Below are 24,113 nucleotides of genomic sequence, written 5' to 3'. Positions count from 1 at the left end.
CCGCTACGGAAAACGTTGTGCAGCGGGAAGAAGGCGATATCTACAGCGTGAACGGGTCAGCGTCCTGCCAGGCGGGGAATTTCTCGCGGTACTCGCGCAGCGCCGAGAGTGACAGTTCAGCGTCAATGCGCGTAGCCTGATGTGGCTCGGCGGTGGCAATAATCTCACCCTGTGGATTAATCACCCGGCTGTCACCGCGATAATGATGGCCGTTACCGTCAGTACCCACGCGGTTACATCCTGCTACATAAGCCTGGTTCTCAATTGCCCGCGCGGTGAGCAGAACCTGCCAGTGTAGCGAACGAGGCGCCGGCCAGTTGGCGACATACAATGCCAGGTCGTAATCGTTGCGGTTGCGCGACCATACCGGAAAACGCAGGTCATAACAGACCAACGGCAGAATGCGCCAGCCGCGCCATTCAAAAATAACCCGCGCGTCACCCGCCTGATAATGTTGATGTTCATCCGCCATGCGGAACAGGTGGCGCTTGTCATAGAAATGGACATTACCTTCGGGTTCGACCAGCAAAAAGCGGTTTACCGGGCCACGTTCAGACAAGAGAGCGGCGCTGCCTGCTATAAGGGCGTTCGTCTGTTGCGCCTTAGTGCGCATCCAACTGACAACCTCTTCCTGCGGCAGCGATTTGCTTGCCGCTTCCATGGCAAATCCGCTGGTAAACATTTCAGGTAACACAATGACATCACGTCCGGTGACGGTTTCCAGTTGGCGGTCGAAATGGCGCAGGTTAGCCGGGCCATCCATCCAGATCAGCGGTTGTTGCAGCAGAGTAATTTTCAAACCGGGCACGATCGAGGCTCCTCATTGAACAACATTTTGACACTGTAGCATGAGCTCTAACGGAAATGTGGCAATAAAAAGCCCCGCATTAAGCGGGGCTAAACGTTGTGCGTGTGTCGTTACGCGGCTTCGACTTTACGCACTTTCTCTGGCAGCTTTACCGGCTGAGTCGCCAGCGCCTCGGGTTCAAAGTCATCCACGTTGATGCTACGCAGACGACTCGCTTCGGCTTTCACCAGAATTGCGGCTTCGTCTTTATCAATCAGCCCTTTAGCCAGCGCATTGTGCGCCAGTTCATCCAGGCGGGTAAACGGCAGGTTTTTACCCAGCTCTTTGCAGATCCGCTGGTGGATAGGGTCGGCTGCAATCACATCCAGCAAAGCCTCTTCCAGCAAACCTACCGGGTTATGCTCGCTCGGCGTCAGGTATTGACCGCGGCCAAGGCGAGAACGAGTGGCGCTCGGAACCTGCAGAATCTTCGCGACTTTATGATCCAGCTTGTCAGACGGTGCATGGTAGTGGCGACCGGTAGGGAAGATAACCACATTCAGCAGGCCCGCGACCAGTCGGTTCGGGAAGTTTTTCAGCAGGTCGTCCATCGCCTGTTCCGCTTTGTACAACGCATCCTGAACACCCCAGTGAACCAACGGCAGGTCTGCTTCATTACGGCCTTCATCGTCATAACGCTTCAGTACCGCAGAGGCCAGATACAGCTGACTTAATACATCGCCCAGACGCGCGGAGATACGTTCACGGCGCTTCAGGCTACCGCCCAGTACGGCCATGGAGACATCCGAAAGCAGTGCCAGGTTAGCGCTCAGACGGTTCAGATGCTGGTAGTAACGTTTGGTCGCATCGCCGGTTGGCGTGCTGCTGGTTAAGCCGCGCGTCAGGCCCAACCAGAAGCTGCGCACTTTGTTACTGCCGACGTGGCCGATGTGTTTGAACAGCAGCTTGTCGAACGCATTCACATCGTTACTCTGTGCCGCGGCCATCTCTTCCAGAACGTACGGATGGCAGCGAATCGCCCCCTGACCGAAGATCATCATGCTCCGGGTCAGAATGTTGGCACCTTCAACGGTAATGGCGATAGGCGCGCCCTGATAAGCACGGGCGAGGAAGTTGCTTTCGCCAAGCATAATGCCTTTACCGCCAGTAATATCCATTGCATCGATGATTGACTGCTGTCCACGGTGGGTACAGTGATACTTCACGATGGCCGACAGCACCGCCGGTTTTTCACCCAGCATAATACCGTAGGTAATCAGCGACGCCGCTGCATCCATCACGTACGCGTTACCCGCAATACGTGCCAACGGCTCTTCAATACCTTCCATCTTACCGATAGAGATTTTGAACTGGCGACGAATATGCGCATACGCGCCGGTTGCCATTGCGACCGATTTCACGCCGCCCGTCGAGTTAGACGGCAGGGTAATACCGCGTCCCACGGACAGACATTCCACCAGCATGCGCCAGCCCTGACCGGCCATTTTTGGGCCACCGATGATGTAATCAATCGGCACGAAGACATCTTTGCCCAGCGTCGGACCGTTCTGGAACGGTACGTTCAGCGGGAAGTGTCGACGCCCAATTTGTACGCCTGGCGTTGACGTTGGGATCAGCGCACAGGTAATGCCGAGATCTTCTTCACCACCCAGCAGTTTTTCCGGGTCGGAGAGTTTAAATGCCAGACCCAGTACGGTAGCGATAGGCGCCAGGGTGATATAACGCTTATTCCAGGTCAGGCGCATACCCAGCACCTGCTGGCCCTGCCAGTCGCCCATACAAACCACGCCGGTATCAGGGATCGCGCCTGCGTCGGAGCCCGCTTCCGGGCTGGTCAGAGCAAAGCAGGGGATCTCCTGACCACGAGCCAGACGCGGCAGGTAATGATTCTTCTGCTCTTCGGTGCCGTAATGCTGCAGCAGTTCACCAGGGCCTAAGGAGTTAGGTACGCCAACGGTGATCGCCAGGATCCCGGAAACGCCGGAGAGTTTCTGCAGAACGCGAGCCTGAGCATACGCGGAGAATTCCAGCCCGCCGTACTCTTTCTTAATGATCATCGCGAAGAAGCGGTGCTCTTTCAGATACGCCCACAGTTCCGGCGGCAGATCCGCGAGTTCATGGGTGATCTGGAAGTCATTCGCCATGCGGCAGGCTTCTTCCACCGGGCCGTCAATAAACGCTTGTTCTTCAGCTGTCAGATGCGGCTGAGGATAGTTATGCAGTTTTTTCCAGTCTGGCTTGCCCTGGAACAGGTCGCCTTCCCACCAGGTTGTACCGGCATCAATCGCCTCTTTCTCAGTGCGCGACATCGGCGGCATGACTTTACGGAAACCGCGGAACACTGGCGCAGAGATCATGGATTTGCGCATTGGCGTAAAGTTAAACGGTACGAGGAGAATGGCCAGAGGAACCAGCAGCCAGATTGACCACAGGCCAACCACGCCAAGCGCAGCTGTCCAGGCGAGCAAAATTAAGCTGCTGAGGAATAAGCTCACGCGGTGATAAAACAGAACGCTGAGCAGAACAACCGTAGCGATAATACTCAAAATCATCATAACGAAAAGCTCCCTTGCTTGTAGGAGGTCTGACCACTTGTGATGATATGGTTGTAGTGGATGTAAATTCTTTTAGCAATGTGTTTACAAAATAATTACAACAAAGCTCACATTGTTGCTGTTTTAACCGGCACAAAAAATCAAAAGCCGCAGCCATTCCTGTGGCTTGTACTTCTCGCTGGTAGCGCTATCCGGTACACTGCATCTTGTCATTTACATTCATGCTGAAGGATATCCTCATGTACCAGGATCTTATTCGTAACGAACTGAGCGAAGCGGCGGAAACGCTGGCTAATTTTCTTAAAGATGACGCCAATATTCACGCCATTCAGCGCGCGGCGGTCCTGTTGGCAGACAGCTTTAAAGCTGGCGGTAAGGTACTTTCTTGCGGTAACGGCGGTTCCCATTGCGACGCGATGCACTTCGCCGAAGAGCTGACCGGACGTTATCGCGAAAACCGTCCAGGCTACCCGGCGATCGCTATCTCTGATGTCAGCCATATCTCCTGCGTCAGCAACGATTTCGGTTACGATTATGTCTTCTCCCGCTACGTTGAAGCCGTGGGGCGCGAAGGCGATGTCCTGTTAGGCATCTCTACTTCGGGTAACTCCGGTAACGTGATTAAAGCGATTGCCGCAGCGCGTGAGAAAGGGATGAAAGTCATCACCCTGACTGGTAAAGATGGCGGCAAAATGGCGGGCAGCGCGGATATCGAAATTCGCGTGCCGCACTTTGGCTATGCTGACCGCATTCAGGAAATTCATATCAAAGTGATCCATATCCTGATCCAGTTGATCGAAAAAGAGATGGTGAAGTAAGAAGGCTATTTTATTTGCCATTTTGAATCCGGGCAGTGCCCGAAATCCTCACGTACTACGTGTACGCTCCGGTTTCTGCGCGCTGTCCGAATCTAAACTGGCTGCAACAATTACGCCTTCCCGCTTAAAGGCGTTTGTGGAGGTGATGTATGTGCGAACTGCTCGGGATGAGCGCCAATGTGCCAACCGATATCTGCTTTAGCTTCACCGGGCTGGTTCAGCGCGGCGGAGGTACCGGGCCGCACAAAGACGGCTGGGGTATTACGTTTTATGAAGGTAAGGGCTGCCGTACGTTTAAAGATCCGCAACCCAGCTTTAATTCGCCTATCGCCAAACTGGTACAAGACTATCCCATCAAATCCTGTTCCGTGATTGCCCATATTCGTCAGGCGAATCGTGGCGAAGTGGCATTGGAAAACACCCATCCATTTACGCGTGAACTGTGGGGACGTAACTGGACGTACGCTCATAATGGACAGCTCAGCGGCTATAAATCGCTGGAAACCGGTAATTTCCGCCCGGTCGGGGAAACCGACAGCGAAAAAGCTTTCTGCTGGCTGCTTCACAAGCTGACTGAACGGTATCCGCGTACGCCTGGCAATATGACGGCAGTATTTAAATATATCGCGATGCTGGCAGGAGAATTGCGTGAGAAGGGCGTCTTCAACATGCTGTTGTCTGACGGGCGTTATGTGATGGCTTTCTGTTCGACCAACCTGTTTTGGATCACCCGTCGTGCGCCGTTTGGCGTGGCGACACTGCTGGATCAGGATGTGGAAATCGATTTTAGCTCAGAGACCACACCCAATGATGTGGTCACCGTGATTGCCACTCAGCCGCTAACCGGCAATGAAACCTGGCAAAAGATTATGCCAGGCGAGTGGGCGTTATTTTGTCTCGGGGAGCGTATAGTTTGATGCCAGTTGCGGCTGAACCACTTCGTGACTCAACGGCTTGCTGATAACGTAACGGCCATCGACGACGGAAACGGTCGGTGGCTTACGCGTTTGTTCAAAGTAATCGTAGCCAGGCTTTAGCTGCGCCCAGAATTCTTTGTAATACGAGAACTTATGGCGCTGCATGTTGGCATCGGTCATGCGGAATGGATAAATGCTAACCTGCACGCTGGACTGCCCAAACACCAGTGCGCCGGTGACAAACTGGAAAATCTCATCAATGCCGTTGTCGGTCATTGCGTAGCAGCCGACGGAAACGCAGGCGCCGTGGATCATCAGGTATTTACCTTCATAACCGTGTGCGCGGTCATAGGCGTTAGGGAAACCAATGTTAATCGCTTTATAAAAGCGGCTATCCGGTTTCAGCTGTCCGCGCTGTACGCTGTAAAACCCTTCCGGGCTTTTGAAATCGCCCTGACGCTGTTTCGGACCTAAGCCGCCGGAATAATTGCAGATCTTATAGCTGTCGAGCAATTGATACTGTTCGCCCATCTTGACGTACAGATCCAGCGTTCGCTCTTCTTTGAAGATCTGGATATAGACGGGGGAGCCCATTAATTGCTGCTTATATTCTTTGCTGACAGGCGTAGTCGGGCTGCTGCTGCTCAGCAAACCGGCAAATGAAACGCACGGCAATAAAAGCATCGCAAGAAAAAATGCGATTTTACGCATACTGCTTATTCCTTGATAAAACGATTACACACGCCAGGACGGCAAAAAGAGTTCCCAAATCGGATAAATCTGGATCTGGAGCGCTCACATTATCACCCAGAGAGTTTTTCGCAAGTCTCTCGTGCGGCGTTTACACTTTAGATTTTCTTTATACGGAAAATTGTGCTTAAAGGCAGTCAGACACTGACGTATTTTGTGGGTTAGCGCACGTCATTAAGTCTTCTGAGTGCAGAATTCCTAATATATTGAATTTAAAAAATTAATAATTTAATAATCGAATATTAAAATGGAATGCCCGCCAATAGCGGTAGACTGCGGCGAACGTGTTTGATTAGGTAGTGTTGTTTTCATGTCTTTTGCCTCTGCGCCCCGACGCTTTTTGCCGGGTCTGCTGTCTTTGTGTGTTGTGTTGTCCTCGCCGTCTGTCGCCAAAGTTCAGCCCCTCTTATCTGACGCCCATTTAAGCTATGCGGCGCAATTACGCATGCGTAACCGCGCCCGGCTGCTGAAGCAGTACCACGCGCAGGTAAAAAAGCAGTTGTAGATTCAATCTGTCAATGCAACACCCCTTTCAATTATCTCTTTCGGTGTTTTGAACTTCAGTGTCTTTCTCGGTCTGTTGTTTAGCTGAGCAGCAACCAGATCTAGTTCATGTTGAGTATATTGGGCAAGACATGTCTTTTTAGGAAAGTACTGCCGAATTAGCCCATTTGTGTTCTCATTTGTTCCCCGCTGCCAAGGACTCTGAGGATCGCAGAAGTAAACTTTAACGCCGGTGCTGACAGTAAATTCTAGATGTCTGGCCAGTTCCATTCCTCTGTCCCATGTCAGTGATTTTCTGAGTTCTGACGGTAAACTCAGGAATTTGTCGGTAAGAGCCTGATTTACTGAGACAGAATCTTTGCCCCTGAGTCTAAGGATGATCGTATAACGTGATTTTCGGTCTACAAGTGTGGCTATATGAGAGTTTTTTGTACCTGAGACTAAATCGCCCTCCCAATGCCCCAGAGAGCGTCTGTTATCGATATTTCGGGAACGTTCGTGAATTGGTGTTCCGTTCACTATGTTAATCGTACCTCTTTCGCCTTTGCGGGTATGACGCCTGCCATGGCGAAGGCTATGCGACCGTCGCAGATGCTGTATATTCAGGTGGTGTAGCGCTTCACGGCTACGAAAGTACAGCGTTTTATAAATTGTCTCAGGTGATATTCGCAGCGTTTTTTGACGTGGTTTTGTTCGCCTTAACCATCCTGATATTTGCTCTGGAGACCATTTCATCTCCAGCTTTTCCAGAACAAGCTTTCGCAATGGCAAATTTTGATCCAGTAAGCACGGTTTTGGCCTTTTCGCCATTCTGTTGGCTCGGTTATTAGCATCAACAGCTTTGTAATAGCGTCTGCCCCGATTACGCTGAACTTCACGTGAGATCGTCGAAGGACTGCGATTCAGCGCAGTAGCTATCGCACGAATGCTCATTTTGGCTGACAAACCAGCTCGTATCTCCTCGCGCTCAGACAGTGTCAGGTGAGCTACAGCCCGCTTACGCTCATGGGGTTTTATGCCGCCAGTATCCCTTAACATAGTGAAGATCGTTCCGGGTTTTGAACCCAGGATATTCGCTATTTCACTGAAGCCTGTTCCGTTCTTCCATAGTTCAAAAACAGAGGCTTTTTCCTCTGCTGTAAATGTTCGTCTCATTCAAAAAACCTCCGCAACCCCATGTTTTCACATAACTGTTGCGTTGACCAATTGAATCTACAGGCAAGTTATGTGGTGGAAGGTAATGCGCAAAGTAAAAGCGCGCTGCGCCAGCAAAACAGGACGCTGATTAAACAGCACCCGGAGTGGTTCCCGGGGCCACTAAAAGCGAGCGATCAACGCTGGCAGGAGCTGGCTGAGAATGACCATTTTCTCAGTAGCGATCATCTGCACAACATAACCGAAGTGGCAATCCACCGTCTTGAGCAGCAGTTAGGTAAACCCTATTTGTGGGGCGGGACCAGCCCGGAACAAGGCTTTGACTGTAGCGGGCTGATCTTTTATGCCTACAACAAAATTCTGGCAGCAAAATTGCCACGTACGGCGAATGAAATGTATCACTATCGGCGGGCGACCATCGTCGCTAATCGCGACCTTCGTCGTGGTGATTTATTGTTCTTTCATATTCACAGTCGGGATATTGCCGATCATATGGGCGTCTATTTGGGGCAGGGACAATTTATTGAATCGCCGCGTACGGGAGAAACGATTCGGGTGAGCAATTTATCCGATGACTTCTGGCAGGATCATTATCTCGGCGCTCGTCGTATTCTGACGGAAAATACCATTCTGTAATCAAAAAGGCGGTGCGAATGGCACCGCCTCGTCAGGGGTTAACTCAACGCCCCCATGATCTTTAATTCCAGCTCATCCGGAACTTCGTTATATGACAACACCTGTAAGCCTGGTGCAAACAGGCGCGCATAGCGCGCAAGCAGAGGACGTAGCTGCGGTGCGACCAGCAGTACCGGCTCTTTACCCGCGGCTTTCATCTGTTCTTTAATCTGCGGCATATTGGTCTGGAACTGATTCAGCATATTAGGATCGACCGGTACGCTATCGAGCACCACTTTTCCACTTTGCTGAGCCTGATTCACTACATTAGCCAGCAGATTCTCCAGCTCATTATTCAGCGTGTAGACCGCCAGCTCATCTTTGCGCACAAACGGATGGGTAATGCTGCGACGGAGCGCCAGACGCACATCTGCCGTCAACAGAATATGATCTTTAGTGACGGCGCTACTGGCGACCAGTACGGTGGCAATGGTAACGATATCGCGCAGCGGCACGCCTTCGACCAGCAGCGCCCGATAAACCTTCAAGAGCTGGCTGTAATTCAGCGCCGCGCTCAGATCTTCCGCCAGACGGGGGGCCATCGAAGAGAGGCGGTTATGCAGTTGGGTAATATCATCGTAGTTAAACAGGTCGGGAATAAAGTTGCGAATGACCTTATTCACATGTGTCGCAATGACGCTGGCACTATCAATGACCTGATACCCCATATTTAGCGCTTTGGCTTTTTGCGCCGGGACAATCCACGTCACCGGCATACCGTAGGCCGGATCGTGGCCTAAAACACCATCGATCTCGCCATACGTTTCACTGGAGGGCAGCGCCATCAGCTTATCTGAGGGAATATCGGCCTCATCAGCCTTGATCCCATTGATAAAAATGGCGTACTGGGTCGGTTTTAGACGGAAGTTTTCGCGGATGCGAATTTCCGGGAGCAGCACGCCGTTAGTGTCTGAGATAACCTGCCGTACACCGCGAATACGTTGGGTGAGCGGATTCCCTTTGGATTTGTCTACCAGCGACACCAGCTTGTACCCCAGGCTCAGGCTGATTGGCTCGATCAAAGGGATAGTTTCCCAACTGACCTGTTGCTCAGTAGTTTCAACGATGGTTTTGGTCAGCGTCTCAAGATTTTTCTCTTCAGTTTCAGCCACCTTCGGGCGCTTGCTCATACGCCAGGCGGTGAACCCCATCAGGGCGCTGAACACCAGGAACGGGAAATGCGGCATTCCCGGTACCACCGCCAGTACAAACATAATGCTGGTGGCGGTATAGAGTACGGAGGGGCTGGCCAGCAGTTGGCTACGCACGTCTGTGGCGATATCACCGCTGTCGCTCACGCGAGTAACGATAATCGCCGCCGCCGTCGACAGCAGCAGAGATGGGATCTGGGCGACCAGACCGTCGCCGATGGTCATCAGTACGTATTGCTGGAAGGCGGCTTCGGCGCTTAAATCGTATTTGAAAATACCGATACAGACGCCGCCTATCAGGTTGATGGCCAGGATCATCATCCCGGCGATGGCATCACCGCGTACGAACTTCGACGCACCGTCCATTGCGCCATAGAAGTCCGCTTCGCCCGCCACATCTTTACGTCGCGCCTGCGCCTGGGCCTGATTAATCAGGCCTGCGTTCAGATCGGCATCGATCGCCATCTGCTTCCCGGGCATAGCGTCCAGCGTAAAGCGGGCCGAAACCTCGGAGATACGCTCGGCACCCTTGGTAACCACGATAAAGTTGATGATCATCAGGATGATGAACACCACAAAACCGACGACAAAGTTACCGCCGATCACCACCTGACCAAAGGACTCAATCACCTTACCGGCAGCGCCTGCGCCCATATGGCCGTGCAGTAACACCACGCGCGTTGATGCTACGTTCAGCGTCAAGCGCATTAAGGTGGTGATCAGCAAAATGGTCGGGAACAGGCTGAATTCGAGCGGGCGTTTCGCGGAAACGGCCACCAACAGCACCATCACCGCCAGCACGATGTTAAAGGTGAACAGAATATCCAGCACGGCCGGTGGTAATGGCAGGATCACCATCGCCAGGATAGACAGTATGACCAGCGGAATGCCGATGTTACCGTTACGCAGCAGCGCGAGGAATTGTTTAGTTGTTTTCGGCATCCAGTTTAAGAACCTCTTTTGGAATGGAAATATGTCTGTTCAGCGAAGGGCGAGCTTGTGAACCGTCACGCCAGTGCTTCATTTGCAGTACATAGGTCAGGACGTGTGCTATCGCCCGATAAAGTTGAAATGGGATCTGTTGATTGACCTGGGTGGTGTAATAAACGGAGCGCGCCAGCTTAGGAAATTCAACAATCTCAATATTGCTCTCCGCCGCCACCTGACGGATATACAGTGCGATTTCATCGGTGCCTTTGGCGACAACGAAGGGCGCGGTGGCGCGCGACTGGTCATACTGTAGCGCCACGGCATAGTGGGTTGGGTTGGTGATCACCACATCGGCTTTTGGCACCACCTTGCGAATTTGCCCCATCGCCATTTGCCGTTGCAGGCGACGGATCCTGGCCCGTACCTCCGGCTTACCTTCCTGATTTTTATACTCTTCCTTCACTTCCTGTTTGGTCATCTTCAACCCTTTGGTGAACATTTTTTTCGCCAGAGGAACATCAATCAGAGCGAAAAAAATAAACAGGATGACAAAGTTGCGCATGATGCTGCTGTACAGCGCCAGGCCATCGCTGACGGCCTGTTTGAAATACAGCTCCTGTAGCCCCAGAAAGGCGGCAACGTTATTGCGTACGCTAATCCACAGCATCACCAGCAGTACCATCGCTTTGAGCGTCATCTTGCCGGTGTCCACCAGATGGTCGGTGGAAAACAGACGGCCAATCCCTTTGAGCGGGCTTAATTTGCTAAAGTCCGGCAAAATTTTCTTCGGCAGGAACAGCCAGCCTCCGGGAATCAGCGAGGCAAACAGCGCGGCAACCGGCATGGGTAACAGCGTCAGGATGAACTTGGCTAAAATCAGCAGATGGTGCTCAAGGAACTGGCCGATAATGTCCGGATCATTAATGTTCTGCGCATACTGATGCACACTGATAAAGCTTTCGCGGACAAAATCTTCATACCAGGGGAAGCTGCTGGAGATCACCATAAACGCGGCAAACAGACTGGCGGCAAGCCCCATATCTTTTGAGCGCGGAATTTGCCCCTCTTGCCTGGCTTTGCGAAGTTTTTGCGCCGAGGGTTTTTCTGTTTTTTCTTCGCTGCTGCTATCCGCCATAGTGCCCCTTGAGCGCGTCAAGTTGCTGCAAAACGAAATTTGCCAGGTGCAAATAGTGGTCGGGCAGGTTGTAAAGCAGAGTCGCAAAGCAGACAAGACCCGCCAGCATGTTGATCGGAAAACCTAACGAGTACAGGTTGAGCGGAGGCGCAATGCGGTTCAACAGGCCAAAGCAGCCCTGGACAATCAACATGATAAAGGTTGTCGGTAGCGCCAGCAGGGTGGCCGCGGCAAACACCCAGCCCAGCCCCAGGGAAATGGTGCGCAAAGATTGTGGATGCAGCGCATTGCCAATCGGCCAGTAAGTAAAGCCTTTGAATAAAATGCTCACCAGCAGCAAATGCCCATCCATCGCAAAGAACAGGATCACCGCGTAGATGTTGATCATCTCCGCCAGTACCGTCGTTGATGCGCCGCTGCTCGGGTCGTTCATCACCGCCATGCTCATCCCCATATTGAAAGAGAGGATCTGGCCGGCCAGCTGCAGCGCTAAAAATAAAAACTGCAGCATCAGGCCGAAAAGCATGCCCCACAGAAACTGCTCTGCGGTCAAAATAATGCTGTTGATCGACAGCAGGCTGTCAGGAACCGGATGGGGAATAAGCGGCGTAATGATAAAGGCCAGCGCCAGGGACAAAATAATGCGTATTCGCACCGTGAGCGCCGCGTTATCCAGTACCGGCGCGTAGTGAATAAACGCCATAATGCGCACGAATGGAAACCACATGCCCAGTATCAGGTTACTTAACTGTGTAACGTCTGTTTCGCGCATGTCAGTGCACCAGAATGGCGGCCTGAGTGAACAGATGCACGCAGAGATCGCTTAACTGGACGATCATCCATTTTCCGCTAATGCCCAAAACTGCGAGGGTGACGATAAGCCTGGGCAAAAAGCTGAGCGTTTGTTCGTTAATCTGCGTAACGGCCTGAAAAATGCTGACCAGCATCCCCACCAGCAGGCTGGGAACGACCAACACGCAGACTAAAATGATCACGACTTTTATGCCGCTGGCGACGATATCTGCGGCTACATCAATGGTTAACATATCCGATCTCCGTTAGCCCAGTCCCAGACCGCGAATACTGGAGGTCAGCGTACCGACGGTCAGCGCCCAACCGTCAATAAGCACAAACAGCATCAGCTTAAAGGGGAGGGAAACGATCAGCGGGGACAGCATCATCATCCCCATCGCCATCAGCACGCTGGCGACGATCAGGTCGATCACCAGGAACGGGATGTAAATCATGAAGCCTATCTGGAAGGCGGTTTTAAGTTCGCTCAGCACATACGCCGGGACGATAATGGAGAGATCCTGATCGGCTGCATTACCTTTCGCGTTGGCGATCGTCATGATCTGCGCAATCGCTTTTTTGTTGGTCTGCGCCAGCATAAAGCGCTTCAAGGGCGAGGCGGCGGTGCTCAGGGCGTCAGGGAGTGTGATTTGATCGTTTTCAAAAGGCACAACCGCGTGGTCGTAAATGTTGATCCAGACCGGACGCATTACCAGCATGGTTAACGACAGCGCAATGCCTATTAGTATGCGGTTGGGTGGCGTTTGCTGTAGCCCCAACGCCTGGCGCAGCAGGGAGAGAACAATAATAAAACGCGTAAAGCAGGTCATCATCAGCACCAGGGTTGGCAGAATGCCCACCAGGGTCATCAGGAGCAGGACCTGGATTTTTACGCTGTATTCCTGGCTATTACCGTGTGAAATCACATTCAGCAACGGGATATCTCCCCCTTGCGCGCAGGCAAAGGGAGAAAGGATGAGTAATGAGATACCCAGTATGAGCGTGAGGGTTGGTGCGCGTTTCATGGTGCCAGGTCGTTGATTTCATGCGTGTTGAATTCAAGGACGCGCAGGCCATATTTTTCATTGACCACCACCACTTCAGCCTTGCCCAGCAGGATGTTATTAACCTTAATATCCAGTGGTTCACCGGCAAGCTTGTCCATCTCAATGACGGTGTCGTCATCAATGTTCAGCAGATCGGACAGCATCACTTCCACGGATGACACTTCCAGCGTTAGCGTGACCGGAATACGTTTGAGTAATGACATCGACTCGGAAAAGCGGTCTTCTAAACGCGCCACCAACGTTTCTGTTGCCGACGGTGCCGTTGGCGTGGTTGTTTCGGGCGCTAACTCGAAACCTTGCTCTAAAATATCTTCTGGCTTACTCATAGGATTTCTCCGTCTTGCTCGTTAATTCGGATAAAAACAGTTTGTCTTTGTCCTCTACGATCAGGGCATTAAATAATTCGGATTTCCCAATATAAACAGGGAAAGTTTCAGGCATTGCGATAGGTAAAATATCCCCGGGTTTAATTGTCGTCAGGTCGGCGACATTGAGGGGAATTTCTGCAATCTTGACGTTCATGGTCAGCGGCAGCGTATGAATGATTTCTTTAATCAGCGTTTTTTTACGCATCTCAACGTTGGCTTTATCAACCTGCTTTTTCTTCTCGCCGTGCTCGCTACGGCGGATTAAATTCAGAATGTAATCGGTATGGGAATCGTCCAGTAAGATGCGGAAACTGCAATTCTCCTCATCACCTAAAACAAAAGTGAGCTGATAAGCCCAATGTGTTTGTACGGTACTGCTGTCAGGTTTAAGCGTCAGCGGAATGCCTGATATGTTTTTATTAAAGATGATATTGCTAATATCCAGCGCCAGCCTGCTTCTCAGCCGGGTTTCCGTCTTGGTTGGTAAATCATCTTCTGAATTTTCGTCCGCAAGCGATGAAGTCAGGCCATAAAAGTTACCTAATAACATTAACAATAATGCGCGATCGATATCAAAAGCCAAATGTCCAACCTGCGAGACTAATAACTCAGCGCTTTTATTGATAACGTCCATCTCACATTGTATTTTTCTGAGTGTTATATTTGTGCGATGTTTTTTCAGAAAATAGTTTCCGAGATGTGATTCAATTGTATCAAAATTACCCGTAAACATAGTCGGCAGACGATGATAAGGACGCCCAAGCCGGTTGCCTTCAAGTTTAAATATTCCGGGCGTTTGACTATATTTCAGCATGGTACGCTTTCTCAGCTGTAATTTCTGGGGCGGATGAGTTGATATCAAATCCCGCGGTTATAAATGAAAATACTACTCCATTTAATTTATGGTTCATCCTTGACGCTTTCTCATATTGTTGAAGTCCATTAGATATGAAATGCAGTACCTACTCTCGTCTCTGATGTAGGGCTGGACATTAGATATTTTACCTCTCTCCTCTGCAAGTTATTAATGGTGTCAGGTTATAATTAAAAAATAATTAATTACGTATACGTGATGCTCCCCGCTAATCCTCTTACCTTGGTAAGGCACGTCTTGTGTGCCTTGGTTTCATACCTCTAAATCCATAACTTGTTTTTTTTTATGGAATAATAATTTTATTATCTTTTAATTTAAGATTGTTAAAGGCACCGGTGTTACTATTTTTTTAGGAAAAACCCTATTTTGAAATAGTCTTCGATAGGGCTGCCCTTTGATGGGGCGGTAAAACATGAGCAAGGATGGGATTAAAACATGGCACGGGCGATATCTATTATTCGATGATTGTGCTTTGGAATGATTTGTATATTTCTCGTAACGGATGTTAACTTTACTTCTAAGTGTAAAATAATCATGTTTGAACTTATTGCCGAAGCAGCCTCCAGTATCAATGTTTTTTCAATGGCAAGGCGTATTGCTGCGTTTAATGTTCCAGTGCTTATCCATGGTGAAACCGGTACTGGTAAAGAATGTATCGCCAAATTTATCCATTCAATTACGTTTGCGCAGGAGCCACAGGCCCCCTATATCGGGGTGAACTGTGCCGCTATCCCTGAAAATATGCTCGAAGCCACGTTGTTTGGTTATGACAAAGGGGCATTCACCGGAGCAGTGGCGACCGTGCCGGGGAAAATGGAATTAGCCAATAACGGTACATTATTACTGGATGAGATTGGCGATATGCCTTTAGCGCTACAGGCTAAAATATTGCGTGTATTGCAGGAGCAACAGGTTGAGCGCTTAGGCAGTAATCGTTTAATCAAACTGAACTTCCGTTTAATTGCCTGTACCAATAAAAATCTTGAAGAAGAAGTGGCTGCAGGACGCTTCAGAGAAGATCTCTATTATCGGTTGTCAGTTATTCCGTTGACGATGCCGCCGCTGCGCGAGCGTATGGAAGACATTATTCCGCTGGCGGAGTCGTTTATCAAAAAATACTCCACGGTACTGGTTAAAAATATCAAGCTTTCTGAATCATCACGCCGGGCGTTACTCAGCTACGAATGGCCGGGGAACGTGCGTCAACTTGAGAACGCTATCCAACGGGGAATGATCCTGAATCGTGATGGTGTCATTTATCCCGATACCTTAGGTCTGCCATCCATTGAATCTGATTCCTGGAGCGAACCGCAATGGCAGCCAAAGCCCAGTATGCCAATAACGACCAGCGATAATCTGGGTCAGCATGGCCGTAGCGCGCAGTATCAATATATCGCTGACCTGATGCGTAAATATCAGGGTAATAAAACCAAAATTGCTGATTTATTAGGCATTACCCCACGCGCGCTTCGTTATCGTCTGGCGTCAATGCGAAAACAGGGAATAGAGATCTTTTCCTGAATCAGTCTGTGGTAGCGAGAACGCTTTTTTAATTTTAAGAGTAGGTCATGAGCATAAATACGATAGCCCCAGCCAGTACGATGCAGACGCAAATGATGCAGGACATGCAGCAGATGAAAGCGGTCGCTCAGGCGCCTGTCCTTTCGCCGATGCAGATTAACGCCGTGGGCGCCCAGTCGGCATCATCTCCGGTCTCGTTCGACCACGTCATGCAAGGCGCGCTGAATCATGTTGATCAATTTCAGCAGGTCGCGGAGCAAAAACAAACGGCCATTGAGATGGGGAAAAGCGACGACCTGGCGGGGGCCATGATTGCCAGTCAGCAGGCATCGTTATCGTTTTCTGCTCTGGTTCAGGTCAGAAATAAAGTCGCTTCCGGATTCAATGACCTGATGAGCATGTCAGTCTAACGCTATGAATGAATTAATAAAAAAACTCACTCAGTTTTTACCCTCGTTCTCTTTTCGCCTGGATGGAAATAAACGTCTGGCGTTACTGGCGGCAGCGGCCATTGCGGCGACTGCCATTATTGTCAGCGTGCTGTGGAACAGCAATCACGGCTATGTTTCGCTGTACGGTAGTCAGGAACATCTCCCGGTTTCACAAATAGTCACCGTGCTGGATGGTGAAAAGCTGGAATATCGTATCGACCCGCAAAGCGGGCAAATTCTGGTTCCGGAAGAGGCGCTGTCGAAAACGCGGATGACGCTGGCGGCGAAAGGCGTGCAAGCCATGCTGCCCAGCGGCTACGAGCTGATGGATAAAGACGAAGTGCTGGGCGCCAGTCAGTTTGTGCAGAACGTCCGCTATAAGCGGAGCCTGGAAGGTGAACTGGCGCAGAGCATCATGACGCTGGACGCCGTTGAGAGTGCCCGCGTGCATCTGGCGCTGAATGAAGAGAGTTCATTTGTCGTCAGCGATGAGCCGCAAAACAGCGCTTCAGTAGTGGTGCGTCTGCATTATGGCAGCAAGCTGGATATGGACCAGGTAAATGCCATTGTGCATCTGGTGTCCGGCAGTGTGCCCAATTTGAATGCCTCGAAGGTTAGCGTTGTCGACCAGGCGGGGAATTTACTGTCCGACGGTATTGGCGCGGGAGAAGCCGTTTCTGCGGCGACGCGTAAGCGCGACCAGATCCTCAAAGATATTCAGGATAAGACCCGCGCCAGTCTCGCCAATGTCCTCGACTCGCTGGTCGGAACCGGCAATTACCGCGTGAGCGTGATGCCGGATCTCGATCTGAGCAATATCGATGAAACCCAGGAGCATTACGGTGACACGCCGAAAGTGAATCGTGAAGAAACGGTACTCGATAGTGATACCAACCAAATCGCCATGGGGATCCCCGGCTCGCTGAGCAATCGTCCACCGTTGGCGGCAAACCAGGCGGGAAATGGCGCCACAGGGACGACGCCTGAGGATTCACGCCAGCCAGCCGCGCTGTCAAAACATAGCGAGAACAAACGCGACTACTCCTGGGACCGTAGCGTTGAACATATCCAGCACCCTGGATTCGACATCAAACGTTTAAATGTGGCCATAGTCCTCAACCAGAGCGCGCCGGCATTAAAGAACTGGAAACCGGAACAAACCACGCAGCTGACGGCGCTGTTGAATAACGCTGCCGGGATTGATGCAAAGCGTGGCGACAATCTGTCCTTATCCCTGCTCAACTTTGTGCCGCAGTCGATCCCCGTCGAGCCGACGCTGCCTTTATGGAAGGATGACAGCATTCTGGCCTGGGTTCGCTTAATTGGCTGTGGCCTGCTGGCGTTACTGCTGCTGCTGTTTGTCGTGCGCCCGGTCATGAAACGTTTGACTGTCGAGCGCAGCCGGACCTCTACGCCTGAACTGGCGCTGGACGCCGCACCGATCGCGATCCCTGCGGACAAGCCCCATTTTGCGGCTGCTGAAGATGAACGCAAAAATATTGAACTGCCTTCTTTCCCTGGTGACGACAGCCTGCCTTCGCAGAGTTCCGGTCTGGAAGTGAAGCTGGAGTTCCTGCAAAAACTGGCGATGAGCGACACCGATCGCGTAGCTGAAGTTCTCAGACAATGGATTACCAGCAATGAGCGAATTGACAATAAATAACGGCAGTAACAACAGCTACCTGGAACAGGCCGCAATTTTATTGCTGTGTCTGGGCGAGGAGGCGGCAGCCACGGTGATGCAAAAGCTCAGCCGTGAAGAGGTGGTTCGTCTGAGTGAAAACATGGCGCGTCTGTCTGGCGTGAAAACCAGCATGGCGAAAAAAGTGATCAATAACTTTTTTGATGAGTTCCGCGAGCAGAGCGGCATCAACGGTGCCTCGCGTTCCATGCTGCAAGGGATCCTCAATAAAGCGTTGGGAACAGAAATCGCCAGCAGCGTGATCAACGGCATTTATGGTGATGAGATCCGCTCGCGGATGGCGCGTTTACAGTGGGTGGAACCGCGCCAGTTGGCGATACTGATCTCAGAAGAACATTTGCAATTGCAGGCCGTCTTCCTTGCCTTCCTGACGCCGGAGATCTCGGCCACGGTACTGTCTTACATGAATGAGTCGGTGCAAAACGAGATCCTCTATCGGGTTGCCAAGCTCAACGATGTGAATCGCGATGTTGTGGATGAACTGGATCGGTTGATCGAACGTGGGCTGTCGGTGCTGTCCGAACATGGTTCGAAAGTGAAGGGGATCAAGCAGGCCGCGGATATCGTTAACCGCTTCCAGGGTAATCAACAGGTGATCCTCGATCAGCTGCGTGAACGCGATGAAGATGTTCTTGAGCAGTTGCAGGACGAAATGTACGACTTCTTTATCCTGAGCCGCCAAAGTGATGAGGTGCGCCGTCGTCTCCTTGATGAAGTACCGATGGAAGACTGGGCTGTGGCGCTGAAAGGTACCGAAGCGCTGTTGCGCCGGTCGATTTATGCCGTGATGCCTAAGCGTCAGGTACAACAGCTGGAGGCGATAACGTCGCGCCTGGGTCCGGTTCCGGTGAGCCGTATTGAACAGATCCGCCGTGAAATCATGGGGATTGCCCGCGAGCTTGAGGAAGCGGGTGAAATTCAGCTACAGCTGTTTGCTGAACAGACGGCGGAGTAACACATGGCGATTGAAACCATTCGTGGTCGTTACCGACTGCACCGCTTTCCTCCTCGCCAGCGCCATTTGCAGGCTGAACAGCTCACGCCGGGGATCACGCCTGCGGATTATCAGCGCCAACTGATGGACGGCTTCCAGGAAGGCCTGCAAAAAGGCTTTGAACAGGGGATGACGGAAGGTCAGGAGCAGGGCTTTCAGGAAGGCCATCAGAAGGGGCACGATGAAGGCCGTCGTCAGGGATACACTGAAGGCTGCCTGGCCGGGCAGCAGGAAGGGCGTAAGCAGTTTGAGCAAGCAGCGCAACCGCTGGAAGCCATCACTGGCAAAGTGAACGACTACCTGGCGCACATTCAGCGTAAACAGCGGGAAGACCTGCTGCAACTGGTTGAAAAGGTCACTCGCCAGGTGATTCGTTGCGAGCTGGCGCTGCAACCGACGCAGTTACTGTCGCTGGTTGAAGAGGCGATTTCGGCCTTTCCTGCGATGCCTGAGTCGCTACAGGTCCTGCTAAGTCATGAAGAATTTAACCGCATTAAAGATGCAGCCCCGGAGAAGGTCACTGAATGGGGGCTGACCCCATCACCCGATCTGCAGGCGGGCGAGTGTCGGGTGATTACCGATAAATCCGAGCTGGATATTGGCTGCGAACATCGACTCGACCAGTGTATGTCGGCGCTCAAAGAGTCGCTTCTGCCGGAGCCGACGGGTGAGTGACCTGTCCAGCGTTGACAACGCGCTGCGTTCCATTGAGTCGATCCCTTTAGCCCGGGTTGCCGGGCGACTGGTGCGCGTAAACGGCATTTTGCTGGAGAGCGTGGGCTGTCCGCTGGCGACCGGCCAGCTGTGCCGCGTCGAAAGCGCCGACCATACGTTGATCGACGCGCAGGCGGTGGGGTTTAACCGCGATATCACCTACCTGATGCCCTTCAAGCATCCCGTCGGACTGATGGCGGGTGCGCGCGTTTTCCCCGAAGAAAAAACCCAGGAGATCCTGATTAGCGAAAGCTGGCTGGGGCGGGTAGTTAATGGCCTGGGCGAACCGCTGGATGCCAAAGGGCGTCTGACGGGCAATGACGTATTGCCGCCTCAGGCACCTTCCATTAACCCCCTCACGCGTCGGTCGGTGAACCAACCGCTGGATGTTGGCGTTAAAGCAATCAACGGTCTGCTAACTATCGGCAAAGGCCAGCGCGTGGGCTTGATGGCCGGCAGCGGCGTGGGAAAAAGCGTACTGCTGGGGATGATCACCCGCCAGACCAAGGCCGACATCGTGGTGGTGGGGTTAATTGGCGAGCGTGGCCGCGAGGTGAAGGAGTTTATCGATCACGCTCTGGGCGCGGAAGGGTTGGCAAAATCAATTATCGTGGCGGCGCCTGCGGATGAGTCGCCGTTAATGCGTTTGAAAGCCACCGAGCTTTGCCACTCTATTGCCGCCTGGTTTCGCGATCGCGGACATCACGTTTTGCTGCTGGTGGATTCGTTAACCCGTTATGCCATGGCGCAGCGCGAGATTGCGTTGTCACTGGGTGAACCTCCGGCGACGAAAGGCTATCCACCGTCGGCGTTCGGCATGATCCCAAAGCTTGTGGAAAGCGCTGGCAACAGTGAAAGCGATGGGTCAATGACCGCCATTTATACGGTGCTGGCGGAAGGAGACGATCAGCAGGATCCGATCGTCGACTGCGCGCGTGCGGTGCTGGACGGGCACATTGTTCTGACCCGTAAGCTGGCGGAGGCCGGACATTATCCGGCTATTGATATCGGGCAGTCGATCAGTCGATGCATGACCCAGGTAACGCCCCACGCGCACCAGCAGTCGGCCCGCCTGCTCAAACAGAACTATGCCGCCTATATGGAAATTAAGCCGCTGATCCCGTTGGGCGGATATGTTGCAGGAGCCGATCCCGGCGTGGATAAGGCCGTCAAAGTGTTCCCCGCCATTGAGCGTTTTCTGCGCCAGGAAGTCAGTGAACCGGCCTCTCTGGAGCTGGTGCAAAGCCGCTTACAGGCCCTTTTCCCGCAGGCAAAGAAAACGGAAGGTAAATAATCATGCGGCAAATTATCGATACCCTGGCGCAACTGCAGCGCCTGCGGGATAAATCAGTCAAAGACATGACGGTACAGCTGGCTAAACAGCAACAAGTTTGCATCGGTTTTGACAATAATATCAAAGCGCTGGGCTACCTGATTCAAAAAACCGGCACCGGCGTGGAGGTGCCTTGCGTTGAATCACTCAAAAATGTGACCGGATACAAAGGCACGCTGCGCACGGTTATTGCCTGGCAAGAGCAGGAGAAAACGCTGGCTAAAATCAAAGAACAGCGTATTCAGAAAAACCTGGTGTCAGCGGCATGTGAAGAGAAAATTGTCGCCATGACGCTCGATGATAAGCGCGATGAACTGAGCAATGAGGCACTGGTTAAAGAGCAAAAAGCTGTAGATGAAATTGCCGCACAATGCTGGCTAAGACAGAAGACGCTGGGAGTGGTATGAAAACGATCATTACTTTCGGCACCTTTGATGTTTTTCATATCGGGCATTTGCGTATTCTGCAACGTGCCGGACAGTTGGGGGAGCGACTGATCGTCGGTATCTCTTCAGATGCGCTAAATATGCAGAAAAAAGGTCGGATGCCGGTTTACAGCCAAAGCGATCGCATGGGGATTGTTGCCGGGCTGAAATGTGTGGACAGCGTGTTTCTCGAAGAGTCGCTGGAGAAAAAAGCGGACTATATTCGCCAGTTTAACGCCGATACGCTGGTGATGGGCGATGACTGGGCAGGGCGCTTTGATAGTTTGTCGTACCTGTGCGAAGTGGTCTATTTTCCCAGAACGCCATCGATATCCACCACCTCGATTATTGAGGTAATTACCAACCAAAATCAAAACCTGTAAAATAATATGAAAATAAGACTATTCATTGAAACTAAAGAAGTTACGCTGCCGCTTCAAATGTCTAATTTTATTCAAGATATGGATGGAGTAGTTAATATATTATTTATTTGTTCTGATAAATTGAGTGAAAAATGGCTGGAAAAGAATTCAAATATTGTTTTTAAATATAATGAATCCACACTACTGCCTGCGCTGGATAAAATATCACATGTACTAACTAAGCTCTCGCCAACAGCACTAGATATCCATGCGGCGCTGGCTGAAAGCTATGACTTACTTATTCCGTTGTTGATGAGATTAAACTCTCTTCGGTCGCTAATCCATCTTCATGTTTATGAAGGAGAGATAGCCGAGCTAGTTGCTGCTTCTGCACTTGAAAAAATCCCAGTAAATTTATTTAATAAATTGGTCACTGGATATGGTAATACCATAAGTATGGCATTAAATAATAATCATAACATGCCAAAAGATGAGTGGAATATTGCCGCCGGATATGCCTGGCATAAAGTGTTAACAACAACTTATTATCTACAAGAGAATAGCTCATTCAAAAATTCAAAGAAATTGCCTTGTGGTAATGTACCGGCAATCGATGAAAATAAAATAACGGATTTTCTGGAACTATTCAAGATACCAAATGGTATTTATTCTCAATTACGAAAGATAAGCTCGTCATCTCTACTATTACTCAGCACCTCACCTCGCTTTCCCTCGCTGAAAAAACAACATCAAGAAGCGCTTGTGGACGTTATTCAGCATGCAATCAATGAATTTGCAATTTCTGAAGAGAAAATCCTTCTCTTCCGCGAAAAGAAAGAGGGTGAAGTCGATGGTGAAATATTACGTCAGTTGGGATGCAAGGCTATCAAACTCCCTGAGTTAATCACTCTTAATTTTTTAAAGGTTCTACAAATATTACCTTTAGCCATTGCCGGATATTTTTCAGATGAACTATATCAAGCGCCAGAGAAAAGTATTCTATTTTTTCTAACAACAGAGTTACCAGAAGATACTGATAAGTACGCTGGTCACATCAACTTTAGCAATAAGAAAATTTATCATGTAAATGAGTTAGTTGGTGTTAAATCCGGTTCGTTTAAGAAAAGGGTATTTTATTGTCCTGGGTCGATGGGGGACGCGATCTACGCGTTGGGTTGCCTCACTGCATTTAGAGAATGTCATGATGAGGATTTTATCTTTATTGCACACAAATTGTATCATGACCTTATCGCTTCAAGTCCTGTGGTGGCACAGTATTGGGATATCAATGCGCTGACAGAAGATGCTTATATTGATATTGCGATTGCGCATCAGGAAAATAAATTTCATTTCCTTGGCCACTGGGAGGATATAGTAGCATCTGAACATATGACGGATGCTTTTATCGGTGATAGTATTCATAATCATTCCTTGTGTAATAAGCAGCCTATGATTTCATTGGCTTCATTGGATAAGGAAAACGTCAATGATTTTATTCATAATCATCATTTGCAGAAAGAAAAAACAGTCTTATTACATCCCAATATAGGCTCTCCAAACCGGACGTGGACCGAAAAGGGATGGAATCAACTCGCGAAATACTTTATTGCTGCAGGCTGGAAAGTTGTCATTATTGGCAGCGATAATAATAAGTATCAAGAGAAGAAGATGATGGATATAGATATCCCGGAGGCTATCAATTGCATTAATCAGTTCTCTATGCTTGAGATGATTTATTTGATGGAGCGGTGTCAGCTACTGGTTGCTTGTGATTCTGGTCCTGTCGCACTTGCTGGACTCACTTCAATTGCTATTTGCGCGTTGTACTCTATTATTCCGGCCAGTTACCGATTGCCCTACAGGAATGGTCGGTATGGGTGGAATGCTATGGGTATTGATACAGAATGTCAGTTTGGTCAATGCGGTCACCTTATCATGAGTCCGCAATTCGTTAAAAACAAACTTGGCAAAGAATTTACACGTCCACGAGGTGATGAATTTTCTGTCTGGTGTCCGAATGATAAAAAATATCGGTGCATGAAGAAGGTTACCGCCGAATATTTTTGGCATCAGATTCAATTATTTTTGAGTTCTGATGATTATGTGAAAAATTCTTAAGTATTTCTATGATT

General features: G+C 50.6%; 23 protein-coding genes and 1 pseudogene. 13 read left to right on the top strand and 11 right to left on the bottom strand.

All coding sequences use genetic code 11. From position 1 onward, the window contains the following. Positions 1-40: 40 nt before the first annotated feature. Together HV345_RS18795 and fadE are read right to left on the bottom strand one after the other, a co-directional pair. Complete coding sequence (locus HV345_RS18795) at positions 41-808, bottom strand: amidohydrolase (protein WP_016151813.1); 768 nt, start codon at positions 806-808, stop codon at positions 41-43. Between the two features lie 110 nt (positions 809-918). Continuing rightward, positions 919-3,363, bottom strand: a complete 2,445-nt coding sequence (gene fadE, locus HV345_RS18790; RefSeq protein WP_016151814.1) for an acyl-CoA dehydrogenase FadE — start codon at positions 3,361-3,363, stop codon at positions 919-921. A 239-nt stretch (positions 3,364-3,602) separates the two neighbouring features. On the opposite strand from fadE, the gene lpcA reads away from it, so the two are divergent. Together lpcA and HV345_RS18780 are read left to right on the top strand one after the other, a co-directional pair. Continuing rightward, positions 3,603-4,181, top strand: coding sequence for a D-sedoheptulose 7-phosphate isomerase (lpcA, locus tag HV345_RS18785; protein WP_016151815.1), 579 nt, complete (start codon positions 3,603-3,605; stop codon positions 4,179-4,181). 149 nt (positions 4,182-4,330) lie between these two features. Further along, a complete protein-coding gene (locus HV345_RS18780) occupies positions 4,331-5,098 on the top strand; it encodes a class II glutamine amidotransferase (protein ID WP_016151816.1) in 768 nt (255 codons plus the stop codon). Here HV345_RS18780 and dpaA read toward each other — a convergent pair. Then, the gene (gene dpaA, locus HV345_RS18775; protein WP_016151817.1) at positions 5,069-5,809 is read right to left on the bottom strand and encodes a peptidoglycan meso-diaminopimelic acid protein amidase; all 741 of its coding nucleotides are present in this window, start codon (positions 5,807-5,809) and stop codon (positions 5,069-5,071) included. The genes HV345_RS18780 and dpaA overlap by 30 nt on opposite strands. 349 nt (positions 5,810-6,158) lie before the next feature. On the opposite strand from dpaA, the gene HV345_RS18770 reads away from it, so the two are divergent. Then, positions 6,159-6,353, top strand: coding sequence for a hypothetical protein (locus HV345_RS18770; protein WP_370468716.1), 195 nt, complete (start codon positions 6,159-6,161; stop codon positions 6,351-6,353). Between the two features lie 2 nt (positions 6,354-6,355). Here the strand turns inward: HV345_RS18770 and HV345_RS18765 are convergent, their stop codons facing one another. After that, positions 6,356-7,507 carry an IS30-like element IS30 family transposase gene (locus HV345_RS18765; protein WP_001254932.1) on the bottom strand — a complete coding sequence of 384 codons (1,152 nt, stop codon included), beginning with the start codon at positions 7,505-7,507 and terminating at the stop codon, positions 6,356-6,358. Positions 7,508-7,558: 51 nt separating this feature from the next. Here HV345_RS18765 and HV345_RS18760 point away from each other — a divergent pair. Next, positions 7,559-8,143, top strand: a pseudogene (locus HV345_RS18760) (C40 family peptidase); the annotation flags it as partial. Between the two features lie 38 nt (positions 8,144-8,181). Here HV345_RS18760 and HV345_RS18755 read toward each other — a convergent pair. From HV345_RS18755 to HV345_RS18725, 7 genes are read right to left on the bottom strand one after another with little or no spacing between them, the layout of a single operon-like run. After that, the gene (locus HV345_RS18755) at positions 8,182-10,275 is read right to left on the bottom strand and encodes a flagellar biosynthesis protein FlhA (protein WP_016151819.1); all 2,094 of its coding nucleotides are present in this window, start codon (positions 10,273-10,275) and stop codon (positions 8,182-8,184) included. Then, positions 10,259-11,398, bottom strand: a complete 1,140-nt coding sequence (flhB, locus tag HV345_RS18750; RefSeq protein ID WP_181635917.1) for a flagellar biosynthesis protein FlhB — start codon at positions 11,396-11,398, stop codon at positions 10,259-10,261. Before flhB ends, HV345_RS18755 begins: the two co-directional genes overlap by 17 nt. Continuing rightward, positions 11,388-12,170 (bottom strand): flagellar biosynthetic protein FliR, encoded by a 783-nt coding sequence (gene fliR, locus HV345_RS18745; RefSeq protein WP_046275396.1) that lies wholly within the window; start codon positions 12,168-12,170, stop codon positions 11,388-11,390. Before fliR ends, flhB begins: the two co-directional genes overlap by 11 nt. A 1-nt stretch (position 12,171) precedes the next feature. After that, complete coding sequence (locus HV345_RS18740; protein ID WP_016151822.1) at positions 12,172-12,444, bottom strand: flagellar biosynthetic protein FliQ; 273 nt, start codon at positions 12,442-12,444, stop codon at positions 12,172-12,174. Between the two features lie 12 nt (positions 12,445-12,456). Then, on the bottom strand, positions 12,457-13,215 hold the full coding sequence (gene fliP, locus HV345_RS18735) for a flagellar type III secretion system pore protein FliP (protein ID WP_137384400.1): 759 nt from the start codon (positions 13,213-13,215) through the stop codon (positions 12,457-12,459). Further along, a complete protein-coding gene (locus HV345_RS18730; protein ID WP_016151824.1) occupies positions 13,212-13,583 on the bottom strand; it encodes a FliM/FliN family flagellar motor switch protein in 372 nt (123 codons plus the stop codon). Before HV345_RS18730 ends, fliP begins: the two co-directional genes overlap by 4 nt. Further along, the gene (locus HV345_RS18725) at positions 13,576-14,439 is read right to left on the bottom strand and encodes a FliM/FliN family flagellar motor switch protein (protein ID WP_019076071.1); all 864 of its coding nucleotides are present in this window, start codon (positions 14,437-14,439) and stop codon (positions 13,576-13,578) included. The genes HV345_RS18730 and HV345_RS18725 overlap by 8 nt, the downstream gene beginning before the upstream one ends. 594 nt (positions 14,440-15,033) lie before the next feature. On the opposite strand from HV345_RS18725, the gene HV345_RS18720 reads away from it, so the two are divergent. Genes HV345_RS18720 through HV345_RS18680 form a run of 9 tightly spaced genes read left to right on the top strand, consistent with a single transcriptional unit; the run spans position 15,034 to position 24,099 of the window. After that, positions 15,034-16,020, top strand: a complete 987-nt coding sequence (locus tag HV345_RS18720) for a sigma-54-dependent Fis family transcriptional regulator (RefSeq protein WP_016151826.1) — start codon at positions 15,034-15,036, stop codon at positions 16,018-16,020. A 47-nt stretch (positions 16,021-16,067) separates the two neighbouring features. Then, entirely contained in the window at positions 16,068-16,430 is a 363-nt protein-coding gene (locus tag HV345_RS18715) for a flagellar hook-basal body complex protein FliE (RefSeq protein ID WP_029139418.1), read from the top strand. Positions 16,431-16,434: 4 nt separating this feature from the next. Then, positions 16,435-18,114 (top strand): flagellar basal-body MS-ring/collar protein FliF, encoded by a 1,680-nt coding sequence (gene fliF / locus HV345_RS18710; RefSeq protein WP_181635916.1) that lies wholly within the window; start codon positions 16,435-16,437, stop codon positions 18,112-18,114. Next, positions 18,092-19,108 carry a flagellar motor switch protein FliG gene (locus tag HV345_RS18705; RefSeq protein ID WP_003838846.1) on the top strand — a complete coding sequence of 339 codons (1,017 nt, stop codon included), beginning with the start codon at positions 18,092-18,094 and terminating at the stop codon, positions 19,106-19,108. Before fliF ends, HV345_RS18705 begins: the two co-directional genes overlap by 23 nt. A gap of 3 nt (positions 19,109-19,111) precedes the next feature. Further along, positions 19,112-19,822: a flagellar assembly protein FliH gene (gene fliH / locus HV345_RS18700; RefSeq protein WP_181635915.1), complete on the top strand. Its 711-nt coding sequence runs from the start codon at positions 19,112-19,114 to the stop codon at positions 19,820-19,822. Continuing rightward, positions 19,815-21,155: a flagellar protein export ATPase FliI gene (gene fliI / locus HV345_RS18695; protein ID WP_046275400.1), complete on the top strand. Its 1,341-nt coding sequence runs from the start codon at positions 19,815-19,817 to the stop codon at positions 21,153-21,155. Before fliH ends, fliI begins: the two co-directional genes overlap by 8 nt. 2 nt (positions 21,156-21,157) lie before the next feature. After that, entirely contained in the window at positions 21,158-21,601 is a 444-nt protein-coding gene (locus tag HV345_RS18690) for a flagellar FliJ family protein (protein WP_019076076.1), read from the top strand. Beyond that, positions 21,598-22,002, top strand: a complete 405-nt coding sequence (locus HV345_RS18685; protein WP_016151832.1) for an adenylyltransferase/cytidyltransferase family protein — start codon at positions 21,598-21,600, stop codon at positions 22,000-22,002. Before HV345_RS18690 ends, HV345_RS18685 begins: the two co-directional genes overlap by 4 nt. 57 nt (positions 22,003-22,059) lie before the next feature. Beyond that, positions 22,060-24,099 (top strand): glycosyltransferase family 9 protein, encoded by a 2,040-nt coding sequence (locus HV345_RS18680; protein ID WP_181635914.1) that lies wholly within the window; start codon positions 22,060-22,062, stop codon positions 24,097-24,099. The last annotated feature ends 14 nt before the right edge of the window (positions 24,100-24,113 follow it).

This window comes from Citrobacter sp. RHBSTW-00986 (assembly GCF_013783065.1).
Lineage (GTDB): Bacteria > Pseudomonadota > Gammaproteobacteria > Enterobacterales > Enterobacteriaceae > Citrobacter > Citrobacter braakii.
The sequence above is the reverse complement of the archived record's forward strand: the minus strand, read 5'-3'. Positions and strand labels throughout refer to the sequence as shown.